Annotated in this window: 23 protein-coding genes and 1 riboswitch; of the genes, 5 read left to right on the top strand and 18 right to left on the bottom strand. The window is 41.4% G+C overall.

What is annotated here, in order from left to right; translation table 11 throughout:
• Positions 1-98: 98 nt before the first annotated feature.
• The 13 genes from BA79_RS00455 to BA79_RS00395 form a co-directional block, all read right to left on the bottom strand.
• Positions 99-1,364: an MFS transporter gene (locus tag BA79_RS00455; RefSeq protein ID WP_007499050.1), complete on the bottom strand. Its 1,266-nt coding sequence runs from the start codon at positions 1,362-1,364 to the stop codon at positions 99-101.
• Positions 1,365-1,533: 169 nt separating this feature from the next.
• Complete coding sequence (locus BA79_RS00450; protein WP_008348517.1) at positions 1,534-1,713, bottom strand: YjzC family protein; 180 nt, start codon at positions 1,711-1,713, stop codon at positions 1,534-1,536.
• Positions 1,714-1,816: 103 nt separating this feature from the next.
• Positions 1,817-2,767, bottom strand: a complete 951-nt coding sequence (gene argF / locus BA79_RS00445) for an ornithine carbamoyltransferase (RefSeq protein ID WP_008348520.1) — start codon at positions 2,765-2,767, stop codon at positions 1,817-1,819.
• Positions 2,764-5,844, bottom strand: a complete 3,081-nt coding sequence (carB, locus tag BA79_RS00440; protein WP_035700275.1) for a carbamoyl-phosphate synthase (glutamine-hydrolyzing) large subunit — start codon at positions 5,842-5,844, stop codon at positions 2,764-2,766. The genes argF and carB overlap by 4 nt, the downstream gene beginning before the upstream one ends.
• Complete coding sequence (locus BA79_RS00435) at positions 5,837-6,898, bottom strand: carbamoyl phosphate synthase small subunit (RefSeq protein ID WP_017360179.1); 1,062 nt, start codon at positions 6,896-6,898, stop codon at positions 5,837-5,839. Before BA79_RS00435 ends, carB begins: the two co-directional genes overlap by 8 nt.
• Positions 6,899-6,967: 69 nt before the next feature.
• A complete protein-coding gene (gene argD / locus BA79_RS00430) occupies positions 6,968-8,119 on the bottom strand; it encodes an acetylornithine transaminase (protein WP_035700272.1) in 1,152 nt (383 codons plus the stop codon).
• Positions 8,116-8,892 carry an acetylglutamate kinase gene (gene argB / locus BA79_RS00425; protein ID WP_017360181.1) on the bottom strand — a complete coding sequence of 259 codons (777 nt, stop codon included), beginning with the start codon at positions 8,890-8,892 and terminating at the stop codon, positions 8,116-8,118. Before argB ends, argD begins: the two co-directional genes overlap by 4 nt.
• A gap of 14 nt (positions 8,893-8,906) precedes the next feature.
• Positions 8,907-10,127 carry a bifunctional ornithine acetyltransferase/N-acetylglutamate synthase gene (argJ, locus tag BA79_RS00420; RefSeq protein WP_035700269.1) on the bottom strand — a complete coding sequence of 407 codons (1,221 nt, stop codon included), beginning with the start codon at positions 10,125-10,127 and terminating at the stop codon, positions 8,907-8,909.
• A gap of 20 nt (positions 10,128-10,147) precedes the next feature.
• Positions 10,148-11,185, bottom strand: coding sequence for an N-acetyl-gamma-glutamyl-phosphate reductase (gene argC, locus BA79_RS00415; protein ID WP_029575391.1), 1,038 nt, complete (start codon positions 11,183-11,185; stop codon positions 10,148-10,150).
• 138 nt (positions 11,186-11,323) lie between these two features.
• Positions 11,324-11,872 (bottom strand): MFS transporter, encoded by a 549-nt coding sequence (locus BA79_RS00410; protein ID WP_008348533.1) that lies wholly within the window; start codon positions 11,870-11,872, stop codon positions 11,324-11,326.
• Complete coding sequence (locus BA79_RS00405; RefSeq protein ID WP_035700263.1) at positions 11,869-13,314, bottom strand: FAD-binding oxidoreductase; 1,446 nt, start codon at positions 13,312-13,314, stop codon at positions 11,869-11,871. Before BA79_RS00405 ends, BA79_RS00410 begins: the two co-directional genes overlap by 4 nt.
• 117 nt (positions 13,315-13,431) lie before the next feature.
• Positions 13,432-13,740 carry a metal-sulfur cluster assembly factor gene (locus tag BA79_RS00400; RefSeq protein ID WP_003211530.1) on the bottom strand — a complete coding sequence of 103 codons (309 nt, stop codon included), beginning with the start codon at positions 13,738-13,740 and terminating at the stop codon, positions 13,432-13,434.
• A 46-nt stretch (positions 13,741-13,786) separates the two neighbouring features.
• On the bottom strand, positions 13,787-14,572 hold the full coding sequence (locus BA79_RS00395; protein ID WP_008348536.1) for an alpha/beta fold hydrolase: 786 nt from the start codon (positions 14,570-14,572) through the stop codon (positions 13,787-13,789).
• Between the two features lie 137 nt (positions 14,573-14,709).
• Between BA79_RS00395 and BA79_RS00390 the strand changes: the two genes are divergently transcribed.
• From BA79_RS00390 to BA79_RS00380, 3 genes are all read left to right on the top strand, one after another.
• The gene (locus BA79_RS00390) at positions 14,710-15,522 is read left to right on the top strand and encodes a Cof-type HAD-IIB family hydrolase (protein WP_017360186.1); all 813 of its coding nucleotides are present in this window, start codon (positions 14,710-14,712) and stop codon (positions 15,520-15,522) included.
• A gap of 88 nt (positions 15,523-15,610) precedes the next feature.
• The gene (locus BA79_RS00385; RefSeq protein ID WP_008348539.1) at positions 15,611-15,763 is read left to right on the top strand and encodes a hypothetical protein; all 153 of its coding nucleotides are present in this window, start codon (positions 15,611-15,613) and stop codon (positions 15,761-15,763) included.
• Positions 15,760-15,951: a DUF3813 domain-containing protein gene (locus BA79_RS00380; protein ID WP_008348541.1), complete on the top strand. Its 192-nt coding sequence runs from the start codon at positions 15,760-15,762 to the stop codon at positions 15,949-15,951. Before BA79_RS00385 ends, BA79_RS00380 begins: the two co-directional genes overlap by 4 nt.
• A gap of 34 nt (positions 15,952-15,985) precedes the next feature.
• Here the strand turns inward: BA79_RS00380 and BA79_RS00375 are convergent, their stop codons facing one another.
• Positions 15,986-16,447: a BsuPI-related putative proteinase inhibitor gene (locus BA79_RS00375; RefSeq protein ID WP_035700258.1), complete on the bottom strand. Its 462-nt coding sequence runs from the start codon at positions 16,445-16,447 to the stop codon at positions 15,986-15,988.
• 14 nt (positions 16,448-16,461) lie between these two features.
• The gene (locus BA79_RS00370; RefSeq protein WP_025207135.1) at positions 16,462-17,304 is read right to left on the bottom strand and encodes a YitT family protein; all 843 of its coding nucleotides are present in this window, start codon (positions 17,302-17,304) and stop codon (positions 16,462-16,464) included.
• 141 nt (positions 17,305-17,445) lie between these two features.
• Here BA79_RS00370 and BA79_RS00365 point away from each other — a divergent pair, with 141 nt between their 5' ends.
• Positions 17,446-18,303, top strand: a complete 858-nt coding sequence (locus BA79_RS00365) for a DegV family protein (RefSeq protein ID WP_035700255.1) — start codon at positions 17,446-17,448, stop codon at positions 18,301-18,303.
• Positions 18,304-18,344: 41 nt separating this feature from the next.
• Here the strand turns inward: BA79_RS00365 and BA79_RS00360 are convergent, their stop codons facing one another.
• From BA79_RS00360 to BA79_RS00350, 3 genes are all read right to left on the bottom strand, one after another.
• Positions 18,345-19,994: a methyl-accepting chemotaxis protein gene (locus tag BA79_RS00360; RefSeq protein ID WP_035700253.1), complete on the bottom strand. Its 1,650-nt coding sequence runs from the start codon at positions 19,992-19,994 to the stop codon at positions 18,345-18,347.
• Entirely contained in the window at positions 19,991-20,968 is a 978-nt protein-coding gene (locus BA79_RS00355) for a BMP family lipoprotein (protein WP_035700250.1), read from the bottom strand. The genes BA79_RS00360 and BA79_RS00355 overlap by 4 nt, the downstream gene beginning before the upstream one ends.
• 157 nt (positions 20,969-21,125) lie before the next feature.
• Entirely contained in the window at positions 21,126-21,974 is an 849-nt protein-coding gene (locus tag BA79_RS00350; protein ID WP_035700247.1) for a CvfB family protein, read from the bottom strand.
• Positions 21,975-22,200: 226 nt separating this feature from the next.
• On the opposite strand from BA79_RS00350, the gene BA79_RS00345 reads away from it, so the two are divergent.
• Complete coding sequence (locus tag BA79_RS00345) at positions 22,201-22,692, top strand: YajQ family cyclic di-GMP-binding protein (RefSeq protein ID WP_007499076.1); 492 nt, start codon at positions 22,201-22,203, stop codon at positions 22,690-22,692.
• A gap of 81 nt (positions 22,693-22,773) precedes the next feature.
• Positions 22,774-22,892, top strand: a riboswitch (SAM riboswitch).
• Positions 22,893-22,923 lie beyond the last annotated feature (31 nt).

The following is a 22,923-nucleotide window of genomic DNA, read 5'->3' as shown; positions in this document are numbered from 1 at the left end:
ATTTGAGGTTAGCTCTTTTTCTTTTTTTCAGAATGATGACCAGAAGTTGAGAGCGCACGCTAAAACCCCCTGCCGTCAATTACAGGGGGTTTTTTGAGTTACACCTCAACCGTTTCGGACTTCTGTTTGTCTGCTGACAAATGGCTTTTCGCTAGCCCTGTGAACAGGAAGATCGCGATGCCTGATAAAATTTCAAGCACACCACCCCCCGCAATGACAGGTCCTGCTCCAAAGCGTTCTGCCAGGACGCCCGATATGACGGCTGCAAGCGGGAGAAAGACATTCGATGACGCATTGATCACGGCATATACTTGCGGCTGATCTTCTTGGTCAACAGACGTTTGAATAATGACCATCTCTGGGACATTGATTGCACTGACGGCTGCACCAAAAATAAAGGAAGCTAGAAGAACGACTGGAAGCCATGTACTCATTCCAGTGATAAAGAATGCAGCTCCTTCAATCATGCCTGCGACAATAAAGAACAAGCCGAATCTTTTGATTTTCACCTTCGCCAGTGCAAAGCCCATCATAAACGCACCAACTGCGGCGACACCTCTTAAAATGGAATACACCATTGAATCACTTTGCAGCGCTTCTGCTACATATACAGCGGATAATGCCTGCCACGGAGCTGCGGCGACATTCATTAAAATACAATAAAGGGTCAGTGCAAATAAAATATGATGATTTTTAACGACTAGAAAGCCTCTTTTTAAGTTATACAGATATGTATTCTTTGCTTGTTTAATGTCTGCTGCTTTTTCTGCATCTGACTTTTGGAGTTTAACGCCAATAATGAACAAGCCCGATATGATGAATAAAGCAGTGGTGATCAGGAGCGTATCTGCAGGTCCAATTAATTTGACCAAAAGACCAGCGACCATCACCGCAGCAAGTGCGACAATTTCAAAAGATGATTGCAGGATCGCATTTGCTTTTTGAATGAGATGCTTTGGAACAATCTGCGGAAGGATAGCCACAGAAGCCGGGTTATAGGCTGCACCTGTTGCCGATTGAATAACCATTAATGAGATCAATAACCATAGAGGCAATATGTGCGAAAAATGCAGTAGTGGAATAATGAGTACAATGGTTGCTCGAATGACATCTGAAGCAAACATCCATTTAGATAAATGGTGTCTTTTCATAAGAGGTCCTAGTATTGGGGCCAACAATGATGAAGGAAGAACTGTCACTGCTAGAAGAAGTCCGGTACCGAGCGCTCCATCCCCTCTTAAAATCAATAACCAAAGAACGGATGTAAAAGCAAAACTTTCTCCTGTATTTTTTATGAGTCTTGATATGAACAATGAGGTGAAGCGTTTATTCCAAACACTTTCACTGAGATTCATCTTTTCCATCACACAAATCCTTTCAACCTTATACTATTCTTACATATTTTACCTTAAACTTTCTTTTTTTCATACTATTTATTTGAAAATTGGAACTTAATTGTTTTTTATTATAAAGAAAAAAGAGGCATGACACATGCCTCTAAAGACTTATTCATATGGACTCTTAGTCAATTGCTTACGGCTTTCTTTGGTAAGTCCAAACGCGGTTATGGTTCGAGTTATCTGGAAAGACGTCTCCTGCTTTAAGCTTTATCTTTAAAGGATCTTTCACCATACTACCGGTCTCACCGATTTCGATATAAACACCATTATTAGGTGCCTTATTACCAGATTTAAACTGATGCTGTTGACCCATTTCCATCCTCCTTTCTCGATTGATGTTATTATGTCCCGTCCATTGTCTCTCCAATCCAACATGTAAAAAGTCCCTGCTCAGTCGAGACAGGGACACTTGTGATTTATTTAGGTTGTTGATACATGAGCTCTTTGATTAACGCTTTTTGCACATGCAGGCGATTTTCTGCCTGCTGGAATACTTTAGAGTGTGGTCCATCAATGATATCAGCCGTCACTTCTTCTCCGCGGTGTGCCGGCAGACAATGAAGGAAGATATAATCTGCTGCTGCATGTTGCATGAGTTCCTCATTGACTTGATATTCTTTAAATTCAGCTAGACGTTTCTCTGTTTCAGCTTCCTGCCCCATGCTTGTAAATACGTCTGAATAAATGACATCTGCATCCTGAACAGCAGCTACTGCATCTGTTGTGACGATGACTTCTGCGCCTGATTGTTTTGCAAACTCCCGGGCAGTGTCTGTCACCTCTTGAAGAGGTTCATAGCCTTTTGGTGATGCAACGGCAATGTCACAGCCTAACTGCGCGCAGCCGACCATTAAGGAATGAGCCACATTATTCCCATCACCGATGTACGCCACTTTCACACCTTTTAGTGTGCCTTTCGCTTCTTTAATCGTCAGTAAATCAGCCAGTGCCTGACATGGATGAGAGTAGTCCGTTAGTCCGTTGATCACTGGAATAGAGGCGTATTTTGCAAGTTCTTCTACCTTCTCATGTTCAAAGGTTCGAATCATAATGCCATCTACATACCCAGACAGCACCTGCGCTGTATCACCAATCGTTTCTCCTCTGCCAATTTGCAGATCATTTGAGCTGAGGAAGAGCGCATGTCCGCCTAGCTGCGTCATGCCCGCTTCAAACGAGACACGGGTTCTAGTTGAAGATTTTTCAAAGATCATCGCTAATGTTTTTCCTTTGAATAAATCTTGATATGGATGTTGTTTCATTTCTTCTGCTTTTTCAATTAAGTACGCAATATCATTGATCGAAAAGTCTTTTAACGATAAAAAGTCTTTTCCGTATAATGCCGGTTGCACGTCGACTTGGCTCATGCCGTCACTTCCTTTTTATATAATTCGTGGAGAGATACTGGTGATACATCTCCATCTTTTCCTTGCAGGAACGCTTGCGCTGTTTCATATTCGGTTAGAACTTGAACACCATGTGTGAGTGCTTTTACACGCTGTTCTTTTGCCTCTTCATCATCACCTAAATGAATGTGAAGCGATTTATCGTCTTGTTGCAGCCACGATTCAAAGCTGCCAGTCCAGACGTTAAAGCCTGCTCGTGTAGCTTCATCTATGAGTAATTCACTGCCATGAATATAGAGGGTCCCTTTCTGTTGCCAGATCGGCGCAAACACTTTTTTCAAAGCGCTTTCGACGTTCTTTCCAACACACATTCCTTCACCCGTCGCTTTCATTTCAGGTGTGAGCTTTAAATCGATATCTTGAATGGCATGTGAGGAGAAGACTGGGAATTTAACAGCTGTGCCCCCCTTATTCTTCGTTACAGGATTCAATTCTTCAAGCGTTGCACCAGCTAACAGCTGTGTCGCCATTGGGATCATGTCAACACCCATGACTTTACTTACAACTGGAACAGTCCGGCTTGCCCGAGGATTCACCTCTAATACGAGCGCCTGGTTCCCTTTCATCACAAATTGAATATTCATGATGCCTTTAAAAGCTAATTTCTTTGCGATTTGTTCAGAAGCGTTATACACCTGCTCTTTGATGTCTTCACTAATAGAGACACTTGGCAAGATGGCAAAGCTGTCACCTGAGTGTACGCCCGCTTTTTCAATATGCTCAACGATTGTTGGAATGAATGTCGTCTTTCCGTCTGAAATGAGATCCACTTCCACTTCTTTTCCAGTGACGTACTCATCAATTAAGATCGGATAAGGTAAATGATCTGGCTGATCAAGTATTGCTGCCAATTGAGCTTCTGTATGGACAACGATCATGCCCATTCCCCCAATGACATATGATGGACGAATAAGAACAGGGTACCCGATGCTTGCAGCATGCCCCAGTGCTTCTTCTTTTGAATGAGCTGTATCTCCTTTTGCATGAGGAAGATTCAGTTCATCAAGAAGCTGATAGAATAAATCGCGATCTTCTAATGCATCTAGTGTGTCAAAGGACGTGCCTAACAAGGTAACGCCGGCTTTTTCTAAACCTTCCGCCACATTGATTGCTGTCTGCCCGCCAAATTGAACGATGACAAAATCAATTTGCTCCGCTTCAACTACGTTTAAAATATGTTCCAACGTGATCGGCTCAAAGTATAAACGATCTGCAATCTCATAATCGGTACTAACCGTTTCTGGATTGTTGTTCATCATGATGGTTTCAAATCCAAGCTTTTGTAGAGTAAGAACGCCGTGAACGGCACTATAATCAAACTCAACTCCCTGACCAATTCGAATCGGACCGGAGCCAATGATGAGTGCACGCTGCTTTGTTTTCTCTTGATGCTCTCCATCACTTTTGCCAAAGTACGTTGAATAGAAGTAATTCGTTTTTGCATCGAATTCAGCCGCACATGTATCGACAATTTTAAATGAAGCGGCAATGCCATACTCTTGGCGAAGCTGTCTGATATCTTGTTCACTGCGATCCGTCAGAGAAGCGATTGTTTCATCAAGAAAGCCTTTTTCCTTCACTTTTCTTAAGGTGTCTTTGGATAGCGTCCCCTGATGATTCTTCAATTCTTGTTCGAGTGTGATCATATTCTTGAAAACATGTAAGAAAAACAGATCAATCTTCGTCGTTTCATGAATCGTTTCAACGGTTTCTTGTCTGGAAAGCAGCTCCATGACAGCGAAGAAACGGCGATCGTCCGGTGTTTTGATTAATTCAAATAATTGTTCAGTCGAATGTTCTTTCAGTTCAGGCAAGTGGAAGCCCTTTGTTTTGATTTCAAGTGATGCGACTGCTTTTTGAATGGCAGATTCTAAATTACGGTCAATCGCCATGACTTCACCAGTCGCCTTCATTTTTGTGCCTAATTTCCGGTCTGCCTGTTTAAATTTATCGAACGGCCAGCGCGGGAATTTCACCACGACATAATCGAGTGCCGGTTCAAAGCTAGCATACGTTGTTCCTGTAAGCGGATTTTTCAATTCATCTAGTGTATAACCGACCGCAAGTTTTGCCGCCATTTTGGCAATCGGATAGCCTGTTGCTTTCGATGCAAGAGCAGAAGACCGGCTGACCCGAGGGTTGACCTCAATGACAAAATATTCTTTGCTGAGTGGATCGAGAGCGAATTGGATATTACAGCCGCCAACGACATCAAGCGCTGAAATAATTTTTAAGCTCGCTGAGCGGAGCATTTGATAATCCTGATCCGTTAATGTCTGTGACGGCGCAACGACAATCGAGTCACCTGTATGCACACCAACTGGATCGATATTTTCCATGTTACATACAGTGATACACGTATTTTGACGATCTCTCATGACCTCATACTCGACTTCTTTAAAGCCAGCAATGCTTTTTTCAACTAAGCACTGATGAATCGGACTCGCTAGAAGAGCACCTTCAATCAGCGGTTCAAAAGCCTCTTCAGTTAAAGCGATGCCTCCCCCTTTACCACCAAGTGTGTAGGCTGGTCGAAGAATGACAGGAAAGCCCACTTCTTTTGCAAATTGAAGGGCGTCTTTCGCATTATCCACAATTTCACTTTCTGGTACAGGTTCATTCAAATGCTTCATGAGAGCACGGAATTTCTCACGATCTTCACCGTTTTCAATTGTTTCAACTGACGTTCCGAGCAGTTTTACCCCATGCTTTTTCAGCACACCGGCTTTTTCTAGCTCGACAGCAAGGTTTAAAGCTGTCTGTCCGCCAAGATTGGCTAAAAGACCATCTGGTTTCTCTTTTTCAATGATTCTTGTCACTGAATCAACTGAAAGCGGTTCAAAATAAATTTCATCAGCAAATGACTCGTCTGTCATAATAGTTGCTGGGTTGTTATTCACTAAGATGACGTTGTAGCCTTCTTCTTTTAAGGCCATACAACCTTGTGTTCCTGAGTAATCAAATTCTGCTGCCTGACCAATGATGATTGGACCAGACCCGATGACTAGAATGGTTTGTATGCTTTGATCTTTAGGCATGTGCGACTTCTCTCCTTGCTTGTTTCACTTTCTCAATAAAATCATCGAATACCCATTCACTTTCTGCAGGGCCTGGGTGTGCTTCTGGATGAAATTGAACGGACATAATCAGCTTCTCTTTATGAATGAATCCTTCAACAGATCCGTCATTCACGTGGAGGAATTTGACGTCCACTTCTTTGTCATTCATGCTTTTTTCATTGACCACATAGCTATGATTTTGGCTTGTCATAAAGACACGTTTTGATTCTGTATCTTGTACAGGATGATTCGCCCCGCGGTGGCCAAAAGGAAGCTTATACGTATCCCCGCCAAGCGCAAGAGCAATTAATTGATGACCTAAGCAAATGCCTAGTGTCGGGAAGGTCATCATGATGTCATGAATGGTTTTTAAATATGGCTTCATTGTTTTTGGATCTCCAGGTCCATTTGACAAAAGGATCGCATCTGGCTTGATATCAAATACCTTTTCCATTTGTTTGTACGGAATCACTGTGACTTTACAGCCGCGCGCTTCGAGTGAGTCCGCAATTGATTTTTTAAAGCCAAAATCAATGAGCGCTACATGTTCCTCACCGCTGCCTTGTGTGTATACTTCATCTTCTGTGACCTGCTCAACCACATTGTCTTGCTTCATTGCAGGCGGCGTTTCATTTTCGTCTAAACTAAGCACTGCATTCATCGTTCCATTTGCTCGAATGTTCTGCACGACTGCGCGAGTATCTGTATGTGTAAGAAGCGGAATGTTCCACTTCTGTAAATAATCTTTTAAGCTTACAGCTGCAAGGTGATGAGAAAAATGCTCAGCTGCCTCATAGACAACGACCGCTTTTACTTGTGGTTTTTTGCTCTCAAAGTCTTCATGATTGATCCCGTAGTTTCCGATGAGTGGATATGTGAAAACAATGATTTGTCCTTTATAAGAAGGATCTGTGAGCACCTCTTGATAACCTGTCATCCCTGTAAAAAAGACCACTTCACCTGTTATGCCAGCTTCTCCTGTCAGATCTCCTTCAAAAGAGGCTCCATCTTCTAAATTTAAATAACCTTTCATGCTTGTGTCACCCCGTATTGAATAATTAATAATATAAATGCATGTTTATACGTTTTGTTGCAAAAAAATTTAGACCGTTACTGTTTCATTTGCTAACACTTGAATGATTGCTTCAATGGCTTGATCCAATTCAACTTTTTTGACATTCAGTGGAGGTAATAAACGAATGACATTCGGACCAGCTGGAAGCACCAGCAAACCTTGCTCTCGAAGGGCTGTGATGTAATCACCTACTGGCTGGTGACACTCAATCCCTGCCATTAATCCTTTGCCCCGTACTTCTTTCACGATATTCAGCTGTTTGACTTCTTGCAGTCTCTTTAAGAGATACGCACCCTTTTCTTTCACTTCTGAAAGAAAGTCTTCTTTGAATATCACATCAAGAGTTGCGTTCACAGCTGACATAGCGAGCATGTTGCCACCAAATGTTGTGCCATGAGAGCCTGGAGAAAATGCATCCCCTAAAGCTTTTTTCCCTATCACTGCACCGACTGGAAACCCATTTCCTAAACCTTTTGCGGCTGAAATAATATCAGGATCAAGTCCCGATTGCTCATAGGCAAATGCTGTCCCTGTTCGCCCAATACCCGTTTGGATTTCATCTACAATCAGCAGCGCTTGATGTTTTTTGCAAAACGTTTGAACGGCTTCTAGAAATTCAGCTGTAGCTGGATTCACTCCACCTTCACCTTGCACCACTTCCAGCATGACAGCTGCGACATCATCGATTTCACACGCTGTAATCGCTTCAGGGTCATTAAACGGTACATAATGAAAGCCTTCCAGCATCGGTCCAAAACCAGTTTTGATTTTATCTTGACCTGTGGCAGCCATACCAGCATACGTGCGCCCATGGAAAGAGTGCAAAAACGTCACAATATTTGTTTTCCCTGTTGCTTTTCGGGCCAATTTGATAGCCCCTTCATTCGCTTCAGCCCCGCTGTTGCAGAAAAATACGAGATCTCCTGAACTGTTTGCTGCCAGCTTTTCCGCTGCTTTTTCTTGCAGTCCATTTTCAAATAGATTTGATACGTGCCAGACCTCGTCAAGCTGCTTCTTGATGGCTTGATTGACCTTTGGATGATTGTGACCTAAATTCGTGACCGCAATGCCTTGTATAAAGTCTAAATATTTTTTCCCAGTTGTATCAACTGCCCAAGAACCTTCTGCCTCTTTAATTTCAACATTCCACCGTCCGTATGTTTGAAAAAGATGACTCACAGGACCGCCTCCTTTTGTTTTACAATTCGAGTTCCTTTAAAGGTATCTCCTGTAAAAATACTGCCTTTTCCATTCACAATCATGACTTCATCCACATCTCCTGATAAAGCACTGAGCGCGGATTGTACTTTTGGAATCATTCCCCCGGAAATAATGCCTTCATCGATGAGCTTGAGCGCTTCTTGTTCGGTGACAACGTCTAACAGCTCTCCATTTTTTAAAATTCCTTCCACATCTGTGACAAACATGAGCTTATCAGCTTTCATAGCTCCTGCGACTGCTGATGCTGCAAGATCAGCATTTACATTTAACGTTTGGCATTCTTCGGTCATAGATAGCGGCGCAATGACGGGAATGAATTGTTTCTCCATTAGTGCTTCTGCCATCTCTGGATTGACTTCTTTGATTTCGCCAACGTACCCATATACATCTTGATCGAGAAAATCGGCGACAAGCATCTGTCCATCTTTACCAGATACACCGACAGATGATATATCATGCTTTGCCAGTTCTGAAACAAAGTATTTATTCACCGTTCCTGAAAGGACCATTTCGGCTACCTCTAACACCGGCTTTGTTGTTTTGCGCTGTCCATCTACAAATTCCGTTTTCACTTCTAATTTTTGCAGCATGCTCGTGATTTCAGGGCCCCCGCCATGTACGATAGCCAGTTTAAATCCAGCAGCTTGAAGTGAGCGGACATTTTCATAAAAGGTATCGGAAAGTTCTCGAATGACACTGCCTCCACACTTGAACACGATCGTTTTATCCATGTCTATCTCCTTCATTATGTGCGATAGCTCGCGTTAATTTTCACATAATCATAGGTAAGGTCACAGCCCCATGCTGCCGCTTCACCATTTCCTTCATTCATTTGAATGAAAATCGTAATCTCATCCTGCTCTAGATACGCTTTTGCTTCCTCTTCTGAGAAAGACTGAGGTTCATTATGTTTAAACAGACATTGCCCGCCTAAGTAAACTTCAACCTCATCTGGCGTGACAGAAGCTGCGCTATGACCGATTGCTCCGACAATCCGGCCCCAGTTGGCGTCCGTACCGTATACGGCTGTTTTCACAAGACTTGAACCTACGATTTTTTTGGCAATAATACCAGCTTCTAAGTTGTTTTTTGCACCAACAACTTTCGCTTCGATTAATTTAGTTGCGCCTTCTCCGTCTCTTGCAATCTCTTTTGCTAGATCTTCGCAGGCTAGTTTTAATCCTTCTTTAAACAATGGCCATTCTGGATGTTCTTCATTCAGTGCCTGGTTTTCTGCCATTCCATTTGCCATCACAAGCACCATATCGTTAGTTGATGTTTCTCCATCGACGGTAATTTGATTAAACGTCACATCTGTGATGTCACGAAGAGCATTTTGCAAAGCTTCTTGTTCGACATTTGCATCGGTTGTGACAAACCCGAGCATTGTGGCCATGTTCGGATGAATCATACCAGAGCCCTTTGCTGCACCAGAAATGAGAATCTCTTTCCCGTCTATCGTCAAGGAGTATGTCGTATTTTTAATGACTGTATCTGTTGTTAAAATCGCTTCTTCAAAGTGGCCATTTCCTGCTTTTGCTTCTTTTAGCTGAGCGATGCCTGTTTTGATTTTATCCATATCCAGACACTCTCCAATGACACCAGTAGAAGAAACAGCAATGTAATCAGGCTCTGTCCCTAACATGTCTGCACAGGCTGCCTGCATGTCGTATGCATCTTTTAATCCCTGCTCACCTGTACATGCGTTGGCGATGGCACTATTGACAATGACACCTTTTAGTTTGCCCGTCTTTTTCAAGCTTTTTTGTGTGACTTGAAGAGGCGCAGCTTGAAAGTGACTTTGAGTGTATACCGCTGCACTCGCTGCTGGTACTTCACTGATGATCAAGCCAAGGTCTTTTTTTGAATAGCGTAATCCTATATGAATCCCCTTTGCTTCAAAACCTTTTGGTGATGATACGTCCCCGTCTATTTTGACAATACTTTTTTCATTCAATTCGATCATGTTTGTTGTCTCCCCTGTTCTTATGGATAGAGAGGTGTCATTGTGAGGCCCGCCTCTTCATGTAAGCCTTTGATGATGTTGAAGTTTTGAACCGCTTGGCCGGCTGCGCCTTTCATGAGATTATCTATGACAGATACAATTGTCAGTCTGCCTGTTCGCTCATCTAAATGAAAACCAATGTCACAGAAGTTACTGCCGTATACTTCTTTTGTTTGTGGATATATCCCATGATCTCTCACTCTTACAAAATAGGAATCTTCATAAAAGTCCTTCATCCGTTTCATTAAATCTTCTTTTGTGACATCTGATTTCAATTGTGTATACATCGTCGCCATAATCCCTCTTGTCATCGGGACAAGGTGTGTTGAAAATGTGATGTTCGCCGTTTGCGGGTTCCATTCTCTAAGTACTTGTTCTATTTCAGGTGTGTGCTGATGTTCATTCACCTTATAAATTTTAAAGTTATCGTTCAGCTCTGAAAAATGTGTGCCAAGTGAGGCGGATCGTCCTGCACCGGACACCCCGGTTTTTGCATCTATAATGATCATAGATTCATCGATTAAATTCTGTTTCATCAGCGGTGCTAAACCTAGAAGAACTGCAGTAGGAAAGCAGCCTGGGTTTGCAATGACTTCCGCTTGCTTAATGGTTTCACGATTCAATTCAGATAATCCGTATACAGCTTGTTGAACCGATGCTTCATCCGCTGCCCTTCGTTTATACCACGCTTCATAAACAGTGCCATCTTGAATGCGCAAGTCACCTGATAAATCAATAATTGGCACCCCTTGATTCATGAGCTTCGGTGTGAGTTCACTTGAAACGCCTGCTGGTGTCGCTAAAAACACAGCATCTGTTTCTTGCACAATGGTAGCCGGATCAATGGCTTTTAATGTTTGGTCAGTAATCGTTGTCAGATGCGGATAAGATTGACTGTATAATTGCCCATCATCACTTGATGAATACAATATACATTCCTCCACATGTGGATGCTGCTTAAAGATACGAACTAATTCCGCACCTCCGTACCCTGTAGCACCTATAATACCTATTTTCAACGTCAATACACCCTCTTGATCTTTGTGAAATTATTTAACATTATAACATGTATAAAAATTAATTCAATTGTATATTTAATATTTGTTTTCATTTTTTTTCATAAAAAAATCCACATATCTTCGTGAGACATGCGGATTTTATCTATTGTTCTTCATATTGAGGACCAGAAGCGCACTGCATAAATATAATAGGGAACTTGCATAAAAAATCAAATGAATGGTGAAGAAATCAGCAAACAGGCCGCCAAGCATAATGGCGATAGATGAAAAAAGCGCTGTCCAAAAATGATAGTGCCCAACTTCTTTCATTCGCTTCTTCTCATTTGTGAGTTCGGTGACGAGCAGTTTCTCTCCGTGCTTCTGAACACCACCTAGCACACCTAAGGCAAGCTGAATCATATAAACTTGCTCTACTTCTGTGATATGTGGAAAAAGGAGAAGAAGAAACGCCATACCAAACGAATGAATGATTAAAAAGAGACGCCTGTCGGTCGTTTCAGGAAGTTTTCCTAATAATAAATGAATGAACGCACCGCTCAAACCAAACAGACCATAAGCAAGACCAAATTGAGAATAGCTCGACCCAACATTTTTAATAAAAAGAATATAAAAAGGGAAAATGAGACTACTGGCGAAAAACAGTAGACTTTGTGAATAGACGAACCATTTCATTGCTTTAGCATTCATTGTGTATTGTACCTTTCATAAAAGTAGTTGATAAATCTGCCATCTGGATCTGCTTGCTTTTTCTTTTGAAAGAATAGATCGGTTTTTGGATACGCTTGTTTCATTTGTGCTTTCGTTTGATAAGGCATGTATGGTAAGTAATAGCTTCCATGGTGCCGTAAGGTGATATCTGTCATTTGCCGGATGACCCGCTCTGCTTCTGCCTTCTCTTCTTTCTCAAAACCATAATTCACTAACAAAACAAGTGCAAACATATCTTCTTTCGCATATGAGAGATCCGCTTTTTCATTTTTTTGTACGTAACGGATCGTGATGTTCATTAAATTCAATTCTTCCTGTTGTAAAAAGCTTCTCATGTCATCGATATACGCACGAAAACGATCAACTGGAACAAAGTATTCTTGAAGCACATCGGTATCTGACTCATTTTCATATTCTAAAAAAGCAGAATCAGACCGCATCACGTTATTTCTTGTGATCAGCTGGTCATTTTGACTTTGAAAATACTTCTTTTGCAAGTTCCATAGTAAATCTTTCCCCATATCAAATCTTCTCGAAAGGCCGAGCATAAATTTTAAAGGGATGACGAGCTGATCTTCTTTGAGCTCGCGGTATGGATCGATCTGTTGATCAGAAGTAAGTGAATAATTCGTCACATACATCTCTTTCAAAAAATTTGTTTTCGCTGTAGAGATTCTTGCGAGATGCATGCGCACTTCTTTATTGTTCTTTACATGCTTTTGAAAATAATCAGTGTATTCATCGTAGTGTAGAGAGGTTGTCTCCATTTTATATAATTCATCCTTTGTTAAGGAAAGCTCAACATCTAAAATGACACCGAATAAGCCGTATCCTCCAATCACGGCAGTAAATAAATCATCGCTAGGCTTTACTGTGATGATCTCTCCATCTGCTTTTAACAGTGTGAAAGAGCGCACAGTGTCAATAAGTGAGCCGTAGCGAATGTCACGTCCATGTGCATTTGCACTTAACGAGCCACCAATCGTAAAGATGTTTTGAGATTGCATCACCTTTACTGCAAGACCATATGGGTTCACATATTTTTGAATATCATCCCATGTGGCGCCGCTTTGGACCCGAATGGTCTTCTTTTTTTCATTAAATGATACGATTCGGCGAAATTTCGTCATGTCTAGTACAATGCCATTTTCATAATACGTGTGGCCACCCATACTATGCTGCTTTCCGGCGATTGAAATGGGCAGATTCTTCTCTTTTGCTTCTTCTAATACTTCTTTTAAAGATTCTATTTCTTTTCCTTGCACGACTTTTTTTATTTTGACCGGCATGAGGTGACTCACATCTGTAAACGCCTCAAGTCCTTGTCTTTTGTGTGCTTGACCTTCACGTATAGAGACTGATGCAAAAAAGGCAGCACCATATCCCATCAAAAGGACGATCCATATCCACTTTCGCTTCATTATAGGTACTCCGTTCTATAAAATTACATCCATTATATCATTCCATACTCCTCCTCTACCTTAATTTTTCATAAAAAAAACCTGGCATGAGTTCAACTCATACCAGGTCGTATTTACTTATTGAATACCAAGCGCAATTTTTGCGTATCTTGACATTTTGTCACGTGTCCAAGGTGGATTCCAGACGATGTGAACTTCAGTTTCCTTCACTTCAGGCAAGTCGCTTAATGCTTTTTTCACTTCATCCACGATAACTGGTGCAAGGGGACACCCCATTGATGTTAAAGTCATTGTGATATCCGCTTTTCCATTCTCATCAAGATCGACATCATAGACAAGTCCAAGGTTGACGATGTCTACGTTTAACTCAGGGTCAATCACCTGTTCTAGGGCGCCTAAAATATTTTCTTTCAATGCTTCATCCATGATATCCACTCCTTTTTCAACTAGTATAACGTACTTTTCCTTTTGGCTAAACGTTTGTGCTTTTCAGGTGTGTCACAAACCAATCAATCGTTTCAAACATCGCTTGTCTTGAGACCTTATGGCCAGCCTGTCCATCTGTAATAAAACGAATCAGGTGCGGATCTTCTTTATATTGGGTTTCTGCTAACTCGTCATAAAGAGCTTTTGCATGTCTGTAAGGGACAACTGGATCGTTTTCTGCATGCCAGAATAACAGCGGTCTTTTGTTTAATCGATCTGTTTGCAGCGTTAGATCATAGGGACGCAGCGCGTCTAATTGCTGATGAACCTCTTCATCTGTAATCTCTTTCATCAACCCTTTGTGCCGCATGTCCATAATTTGTGCTTGTAGGAATGTCGTATATTTCGGACTGCCCATCAAGCTGACTGCCGCTTTAATCCAATCATGCTTTGCAAGTGCACCAAAGGTCGTGATCCCTCCCATAGATGTACCTGCAACACCTATTAGATCAGCTTCAATCAATTGTTTTTCTTGAAAATGTGTCTTAAGTATATCGATTTCACGTATTTCGTTTAGGACGATTTCCCAAAACTTTGATGCCAGTTCCTCTAAGCTGAGGTTTTCTGATCTTACACCATGATAAGCACAGTCAGGCAAAATGACTCTCATGCCTTTTTCCGCCAAATGAAAGGCGAAGTGTAAGTTGTGCTCGCGTGCACTTGTAAATCCATGTATAAAAAATACAAGTGGCAGTGGTTTGTCTTTATTTTCAGCTTTTACGATATGTAAAAATGGAATATCGTGCGTCATTTGCTCATCAATGGTGATCACAGCCTATGAATCCTCCTTTATCATTCCCGTCTTTGTTTATTTTAACATGTAGACAACGAAGATGTGATAAAGATACACTATAGGTGGAGGCACCCGCACTAGCTGCCTCCTATTACTTACAGATCAAAGGAGATTTTATGGAGACTAAACCTTATCTAATCGCACTTGACCTGGATGGCACGTTATTAAAAGACGATAAAACGATTTCAACTCGCACACTTGATGTCATTCAAAAAGTGAAAGACAGCGGGCATCATGTCTGTATTTCAACTGGCCGGCCATTTCGTTCCAGCTCTCCTTATTATCAGCAATTGCAGCTCGATTCACCGATTGTGAACTTTAATGGAGCGTTTGTCCATCATCCTCTTGATGAAAAATGGGGCAGATTTCACACATCACTTGATCTTCAAGTCGTGAAACAGCTTGTGGATATTAGTGAGGAATATAAAGTGCACAATGTGTTAGCTGAAGTGCTAGACGATTTGTATTTCCATTATCATGATGAAAAGCTCATTGATATATTTAATATGAATGCAAACAAAGTGACCGTTGGAGACCTTCGGGACAATCTTGGAGAGAATGTCACAAGCGTCTTAATTCACGCAAAAGAAGAAGACGTCGGAGCGATCCGGAGCTATTTGACAGATGTTCATGCAGAAGTGATTGACCACAGACGCTGGGCTGCTCCGTGGCATGTCATTGAAATTATTAAAACAGGTATGAACAAAGCCGTTGGACTGCAAAAGATCAGTGATTATTACGGTGTGCCTCAGGAGCGGATTGTGGCATTCGGAGATGAAGACAATGATTTAGAGATGCTTGAATTTGCTGGATGCGGGGTTGCCATGGGCAACGGGATTGATGCAGTGAAACGTGTCTCTAATGAAGTGACAGATACGAATGAACAAGATGGGATTGCAAAATTCCTAACGAATTACTTCTCGCTTTAATTTTTCCATTCATACATAACAGGTCGAAACGGGCATACTACCGTTAGACAGGTTGTCCTGTCAGCTTGTGTAAAGGGGCGGATTCCGAATGGGTAAAAGAAGCAAATCGAAACGCTTTATACAACAAGGTAAAGATTCAGTCAGTCTGCATGACGCACGTTTTCCGTATCGTTCCACACTTGAAGAAGCTGCGGAGGACAGGGGAAATATGAAGACTGATGCTTCTGGAGGTTCATTGTGAGAAACGAACTTTTTGATCAAGCCAAATCATTTACTGAAGAAGCCCTTACTTCTTCATTTCCATCTGGTTTAGAGCGTCAACAAGCAGTTCAGCGAGCTAAAAACGCCGTATCATCTGCATTTGCTAATTCGACAGATGCAGAAAGAAACCAGCTGCATACGTTCCAAGACCTGCTTGATGATCTTTAACGAAAAAAGCTGTCCGCTTTGTGGACAGCTTTTCTTATGCTAATTTCACTTGGAACGTTTTCTTCTCAATGATTTGCTTTAGCCCTTCTGCTTTTCCTTTAAATGTGACGACCGCTTCATACGTCCCCGGCTCCACACCGTTTGACCACGTATCTTGGAAGTCATATGTTTCATCTGCTTTCAGCACAAAGGATTGGATGGCTTGTGTGAACATACGGTCTTTCGAGTAACGGTATTTTTCATTTCCGTCTTCATCGTACACACTCAATTCGAATTTTTGGCTTGTGTTAAACGTGAATTCAATATCTCGATCTGATTCATTTTTGAGTGACATATGAAATTGAACCGAAGAACCTTTTTGGACGGGGTCTACTGTGAGTACAACGGTTTTTTCTCCCATTTGACCGGATACCTCCTTGTCTGGTTCATCCTTTTTTTGTTGTCCACAAGCTGTTAAAACCAATAGAACGAGAAAAAGCACTAACCCTTTTTTCATCTTCTACCCACCTTTTAATCTCGTCTGAAAAATCCAAGAATATTGGTTGTTTGAACAATATTTGTAAAGGCTTTTGGATCGACTTCCTTTATAATTTGTTCAAGTTCATACAGCTCATACCTTGTAATGACAATGACCATCATTTCTTTTTGTTCATTGGTAAATGCCCCTTTTGCCGGAACAGTCGTAATCCCTCTGACCATTTTTCCATAAATGGCTTCTTTGATTTCATCTGCTTTCTTTGTCACAATCATGGCAGTCAGCTTTTCATGTCTCGTATGGATGGCATCAATTACCCTAGTCGTCACATATAATGTGACAAGGGTATATAAAGCTTTCTCCCAACCTTGTAACAATCCTGCTGTAAAAATGATAATTCCGTTTAAAATGAAGAAATACGTGCCCACTGGTTTGTCTTTCCATTTCGCTAAAATCATCGCAATAATGTCAAGGCCGCCTGTAGATGCCCCATATTTCAGTGTAATCCCAATGCCAAGTGCAGAAATGACTCCGCCAAATACAGCATTTAATAAAATATCTTCAGAAACACTTGTCTCTGGTAAAATGCCGAGGAAAATCGTTGTCAGTGCCACACTAATAATGCTATACAAAGTAAAGGAACGACCAACCTTCATCCAGCCTAAAATGCCGACCGGAATGTTTAAAATAAATAATAGGATCCCTGTTGATAAATAAAACGGTGCATATTGATCGATTAAACTAGATAACAGCTGGGCAACCCCTGTAAAACCACTTGCATATACGTCAGCAGGGATTAAAAATAAATTCAGCCCAATCGCATTGAGTAAGGCACCAATGACGACGACGATGAGTTTTTTTGCTTCTCCAATGAACATGTTGTCATTCCTCCACTTACCATTCTCTCTATGGTTTTCCCTAAAATTTAGAATTTGAACACGAAAAAATGATTTTCTATGATATAGTTAGGCTAAAAAGATGTAAAATATGGTTGATTTTTTTAGAAAGAAGGGATTTTGATGACTGTTCATATCATAGCAGACAGTGCTGCTGATCTGCCTCTTTCTTATTATGATGAACAAAACATGACACTCATTCCGCTGCGTGTATTACTCGGCGAGCAGGAATTTGAGGATTTGATCACCATTGAACCAAAACAAGTATTTGATGCGATGAGACAAGGTGCAAGTCCAAAAACATCACAAGCTTCACCGAACCGGATCAAAGAAGCCTTTGTTTCTGCAGCACAAACCCATATATCCGCTATTTATGTTGCCTTTTCATCAGAGCTTTCAGGTACATACCAAACCGCTGTGATGATGGCAAACGAAGTGAAGGAAGAATACCCTGATTTCGATTTACGAATCATTGATTCTAAATGTGCTTCACTTGGTTATGGACTAGCTGTCAAACACGCTCAATCACTTGCCATTGACGGAAATACAATACAAGAAATTGAAACGTCTGTAAAGCATTTTTGTGAATCTTTACAACATATTTTTACTGTAGACGATTTATCGTATTTAGCAAGAGGCGGAAGAATCAGTAAAGCGTCCGCATTTGTTGGCGGGTTGTTAAGTATTAAACCCATTTTACACGTTGAGGATGGAAAACTGATACCCCTTGAAAAAATTCGTGGCCGGAAAAAATTGTTGAAACGCATTATCGAGCTAATGAAAGAACGCGGATCTGACTGGTCTAGTCAAACTGTTGGCATTAGTCATGGAGACGACCCTGCACTTGCAGAAGAAATGAGACAATTAATCGAAGCCGAATTTCATCCAAAAGAAATCGACATCCAGGTCATCGGCGCGGCTGTCGGGTCCCACTCAGGCCCTAGCACACTTGCCATCTTCTTTACAGGCAGCCCATCATAAAAAGCACCCTTCCCTGAAACATCACGGGAAGGGTGCTTTTCTTATGATAGCTTAAATCGGTGAACGGTTTCGTTTAACCTTGCCGTCATACTCATCAGTTCTTCTACTTGTTTGTTCATTTGATGGAAAGATTGCAGTTGTTCGTTTGCCGAGGCAGAAATTTCTTCGCTGCCCGCTGCCGTTTCTTCTACAACGGCACTAATATTTTCAATCGAGTGCAGCACTTGTCCGCCAAGCTCTGTTGATTGAATAATTTGGTCATTTAAGACCGCCATTTCTTGCTTAATATGTTGTGCTTTTTTTTCTATATCTTCAAAGGAGTGTGAGGTTTTGTCCATTGCATCTTGCTGCTGAAGTGATAGCTTGACCCCTTCTTGTACAGTTTGGCTAATGGATTGAATGCCTTTTTCAATATGACTCACCATGTCAAAAATTTGTCTTGTTGCACGAGACGATTCATCTGCCAGCTTACGAATTTCGTCCGCTACGACGGCAAACCCTTTGCCAGCTTCTCCTGCTCTTGCCGCTTCAATCGCCGCATTGAGCGAGAGGAGGTTTGTCTGGTCTGCAATATCAGAAACCGTTTTGGCCATTTCGGAGATTCCGCTTGCGTACTGAGTGAATTCTCCTGCAGACTCTTCAATTTGTCTCGTCGCACGTGTATTTTTTTCAATGGCTGCTTTTGTTTCTGTTAACGTGTGCTTTCCGCTTTCTACCGCTTCAATGGCATCCTCTGTACTACGGATGACTGTATGTGATCTTTCGGAATTCTTACGGCCATGTGAATCCATTTTCTCAATCAAACTAACGCCATGCTGAAGGTCTTCTGAAATCGCTTGTGAACCATTTGCCATTTCGTCTGTCGATACAGACACTTGATTGGCTGATTCCATAAGCTTTTTGTTTTCATCATCTAACTGAATCGAAAATGATTCTACTTGGCTTGAGACATGGCTGATTTCTTGAATCAAGCTAATCAGCTGATCCGTCATTTGATTGAACGACTCATTTAATCCGCCGATTTCATCTTTACGCTTGATGTTCATCCGCTCCACAGCGAGGTTTCCTTCGGCAATCTGTTTTGCCCGGTAAGAAAGGGATTTGATTGGTGTCACAATGGATCTCGTTAAACCAATATTTAAAAAGACGGCGATGACAATCAGCGTGAGGGCTGCGACAGATGCGCTTGTGATGATCCTTTGCACATTGTCTGCCGCCTCCTCTAAATGGTATTCATACGCTTCTTGTGCTCTTTTATTCATCGTATGCACGTCGTTTAAAACACCGTCAATTCTGGCAGCCACTCGTCTGGCATCAGAGGCATTTTTTTCACCAATGGCATTGTTTGCTTCTTGCGTCCATGTGTCAAACTTTGAATTTAACCGTGTTAGGGCTTCTTTGTTCATATTTCCTGCGTTTTTGTTTAACGTTTGCAGCTGTTTTTTCGCTGTCGATATATCGGTTTGAACGACCTCTAGCTGTTCATCTGAAAGGGTCATGGAATAATTGGTCATGGCTTGTTCGACACTTTCAAAGCTGGCCTTCGTTTTTTGTACGTTCAGTAAGGTTTGAACTTCTGTTTCGCTTGATGACTGAATCTTTGTCATACTCACAATAATAAAGGCAATTACGCCAACCGCTAAAAGAAGTGAAATGAGTGAGTTGAGCAAAATTTTGATGCGTAAGCTCATGATGCTGCCCCCTCTTCTTTCAGAAGTGTTTGCTTCAGTCCATTTAATTTTTTGGTCAATTTCTCAGCATCTTTGAGCACCCGGATTCTTGCCATATCGATTCCGTCATTACTTAAGTCGTAAACGATATGTCCACTTTTGATGTTGCTGCTTTTGACGAGCTGTTCGCTGAATTGATAGACGACTTCATCTACTTTTTTGACCATAGACGAAATAACGGCTTTTTCAGCTGTATAATACTGATCGCTGTCCACGCCGATTGCATATTTGCCTTGCGTTTGCGCTTCTTTTAATACACCAACACCCGTATAACCGGCTGCGGCATATAAAACATCTGCTTTCTTTTTGATCATGTCTTTCGCTATGTTACTGCCTTTGCCTGCATCACTAAATGTGCCAGCATACGTGGATACGACCTTGATTTTCGGATTCACTGATTTTGCGCCTTTTTGATAGCCTTGTTCAAATCGGTGGATCACCTCTGCATCGACTCCGCCCACAAAACCAATAACATCACTTTTTGTTGTCATGGCAGCAAGAGCTCCCGCTAAATAGCTGCCCTGCTCTTCTTTAAAAGTCACTGATGTGACATTTTTCAGTTCAGACACAGCATCAATGAGTAAAAATTGCTTTTTCGGATATTTTTTCGCTACCTTTTCTAAGTCTTCTTGCATACTGAAACCTACACCGATGATCAGGTCATTTCCATCTTTCACAAGCTCGGTCAGCCCTTTTTCATATGTATCGGTTTCTGCAATTTCTCTATAATCGAATTCAATGCCAAGCTCATCACGTGCTTTTTCTAATCCTTTAAATGATGAATCGTTAAATGATTGATCACCAAGACCATCATCCGTCAGCATGACACCAATATGCTTCGTATTTGATACCGGTGGTCCTCCCTGCTGATTGCTGCATGAGGCGAGTACCATGATCATCGCTGCCATCAGAAGTAATGAAATCTTCACTTTCATCCAAAAACACACTCCTTTTATCATCCTTACCCCTTATTTATCGGATTTGAGAGTCATTGTTTCAATGATAAAGTGAAGGATTTTCAGCTTTTTTCATGACTTTTTTCACTGAAAAAAACCATTATTTATGACAAAAATAAAAAAAGTGAGCAAATGCTCACTTTTTCTCGTATGTCCATCCTTCTTTTTGGTAAACAAGATCATTTTTCATCAGATGACCTAATGCTCGTTTGAAGGCTGCTTTGCTCATTTGAAATCTTTCCCGGATATCTTCTGGATCGCTTTTATCGCCGAAAGGCATTGCACCGTTTCTCGTTCTCATGTAAGTTAAGATTTCTTCTGCATCGACAGATAATGCATCCTGCTTTCTCGGAAGCAGAGAAACGTTTACAGTTCCGTCCTCTTTCACTGCAATGACGCGTCCTGTCACGGTCGATCCCAATCTAGGCTCTTCCTTTCGTTCCGTGCGGTGGATAAATCCACGCACGCCTGTATCTGTCAGCATAAAAGAACCTGTCGCAATTAAGCGATAAATTGTCCCCGTGATTTCTTTGTTCATTAACGTTTCTGGCGCTTCAGTAAATAATTCACTGATCACATCTTCAGTGGCTGGTTTTGCGAACATTCTCCCGTAACTTGTCACTTTGAGCATACAGTATAGTTTGTCGCCTTTTTTCGGCCACGCTTCCTCAAAAGGCGGGAGGTGTTCAGTTGCAACAAGTGCATCCTTTGACAAACCTATATCGACAAAAGCACCCATACCTTCTACAACGTCTACGACTTCTACCCAGTCGTATGTATGTGCATTGATTTTAGGAATTTTCATCGTCGCTGCCAGTCTTTCCTCATGATCTACATATAAGTAGACCTCTACTTCATCACGATCTCCAATATCCTCTGTCATCTCACTGCGATGTAGGAGGACAGAATCTTCGCCATCTGTTAAAAAGTAGCCGTATTCCATCTCGTTATCTATTTGCAAGGTCAGTTGCTCACCTGGTCTCATGTTCTCTTCCTTCCTATCTGCCCTTAAAAGAGCGTTCGTTCATCTTTTGATTCACTTTATTCTACTATACTTCTGTCATCATGAACATCTCTAGTTCTGTTAGCTAAAGTGGACAAACTGCACTTGAATTATACCGCATGCATCTTAACTCTCTTCGATAAAGTTTCTTCTTCCCCTATTGGCATGATAAAATAGACGCAATATCTATAGTTGGAGGTCATATGTGATGGCAAAAGAAAGTTCATTTGATATTGTATCGAAGGTGGAGCTGCCAGAGGTGCAAAACGCCATTCAAGCAGCACTGAAAGAAATTAAAAACCGTTATGATTTTAAAGGAAGTAAAAGTGATATTTCACTAGAAAAAGAAGAACTCGTTCTCATTTCTGATGATGACTTCAAGCTGGAGCAGCTAAAGGATGTCCTTGTGACAAAACTGATTAAACGAAACGTACCGACTAAAAACATTGACTACGGAAAAACAGAACATGCCCTAGGTGGAACCGTTCGCCAGCGTGCAAAGCTGATTAGCGGGATTGATAAGGACAATGCCAAAAAGATCAATGCCTTGATCAAACAATCTGGTATAAAAGTAAAGTCGCAATTTCAAGATGATCAAGTGCGTGTGACAGGAAAAAATAAAGATGATTTACAAGAAGTGATTGCGCTTATGCGCAAGGCAGATTTACCTATTGACGTCCAATTTATAAATTTTCGATAAATTTCAAATTTTCCATTGATTATTTCCGATTTTTTCGATACAGTTGATGGAAGTTCAATTCATTGACATGTTCATATCGCTTTCTTATCAAGAGAGGCAGAGGGACTGGCCCTGTGAAGCCTCAGCAACCGGTGTAGTAGAAATCTATTTTCTATGACCAAGGTGCTAAATCCAGCAAGCAACTGCTTGGAAGATAAGGAGAAGAATTTCCATACAGCCAAAAAGTCTTCT

This window comes from Bacillus altitudinis 41KF2b, from assembly GCF_000691145.1.
Taxonomy (GTDB): Bacteria; Bacillota; Bacilli; order Bacillales; family Bacillaceae; genus Bacillus; species Bacillus altitudinis.
Note: the sequence above shows the minus strand (reverse complement) of the source record. Positions and strands in the feature narration are given on the sequence as shown.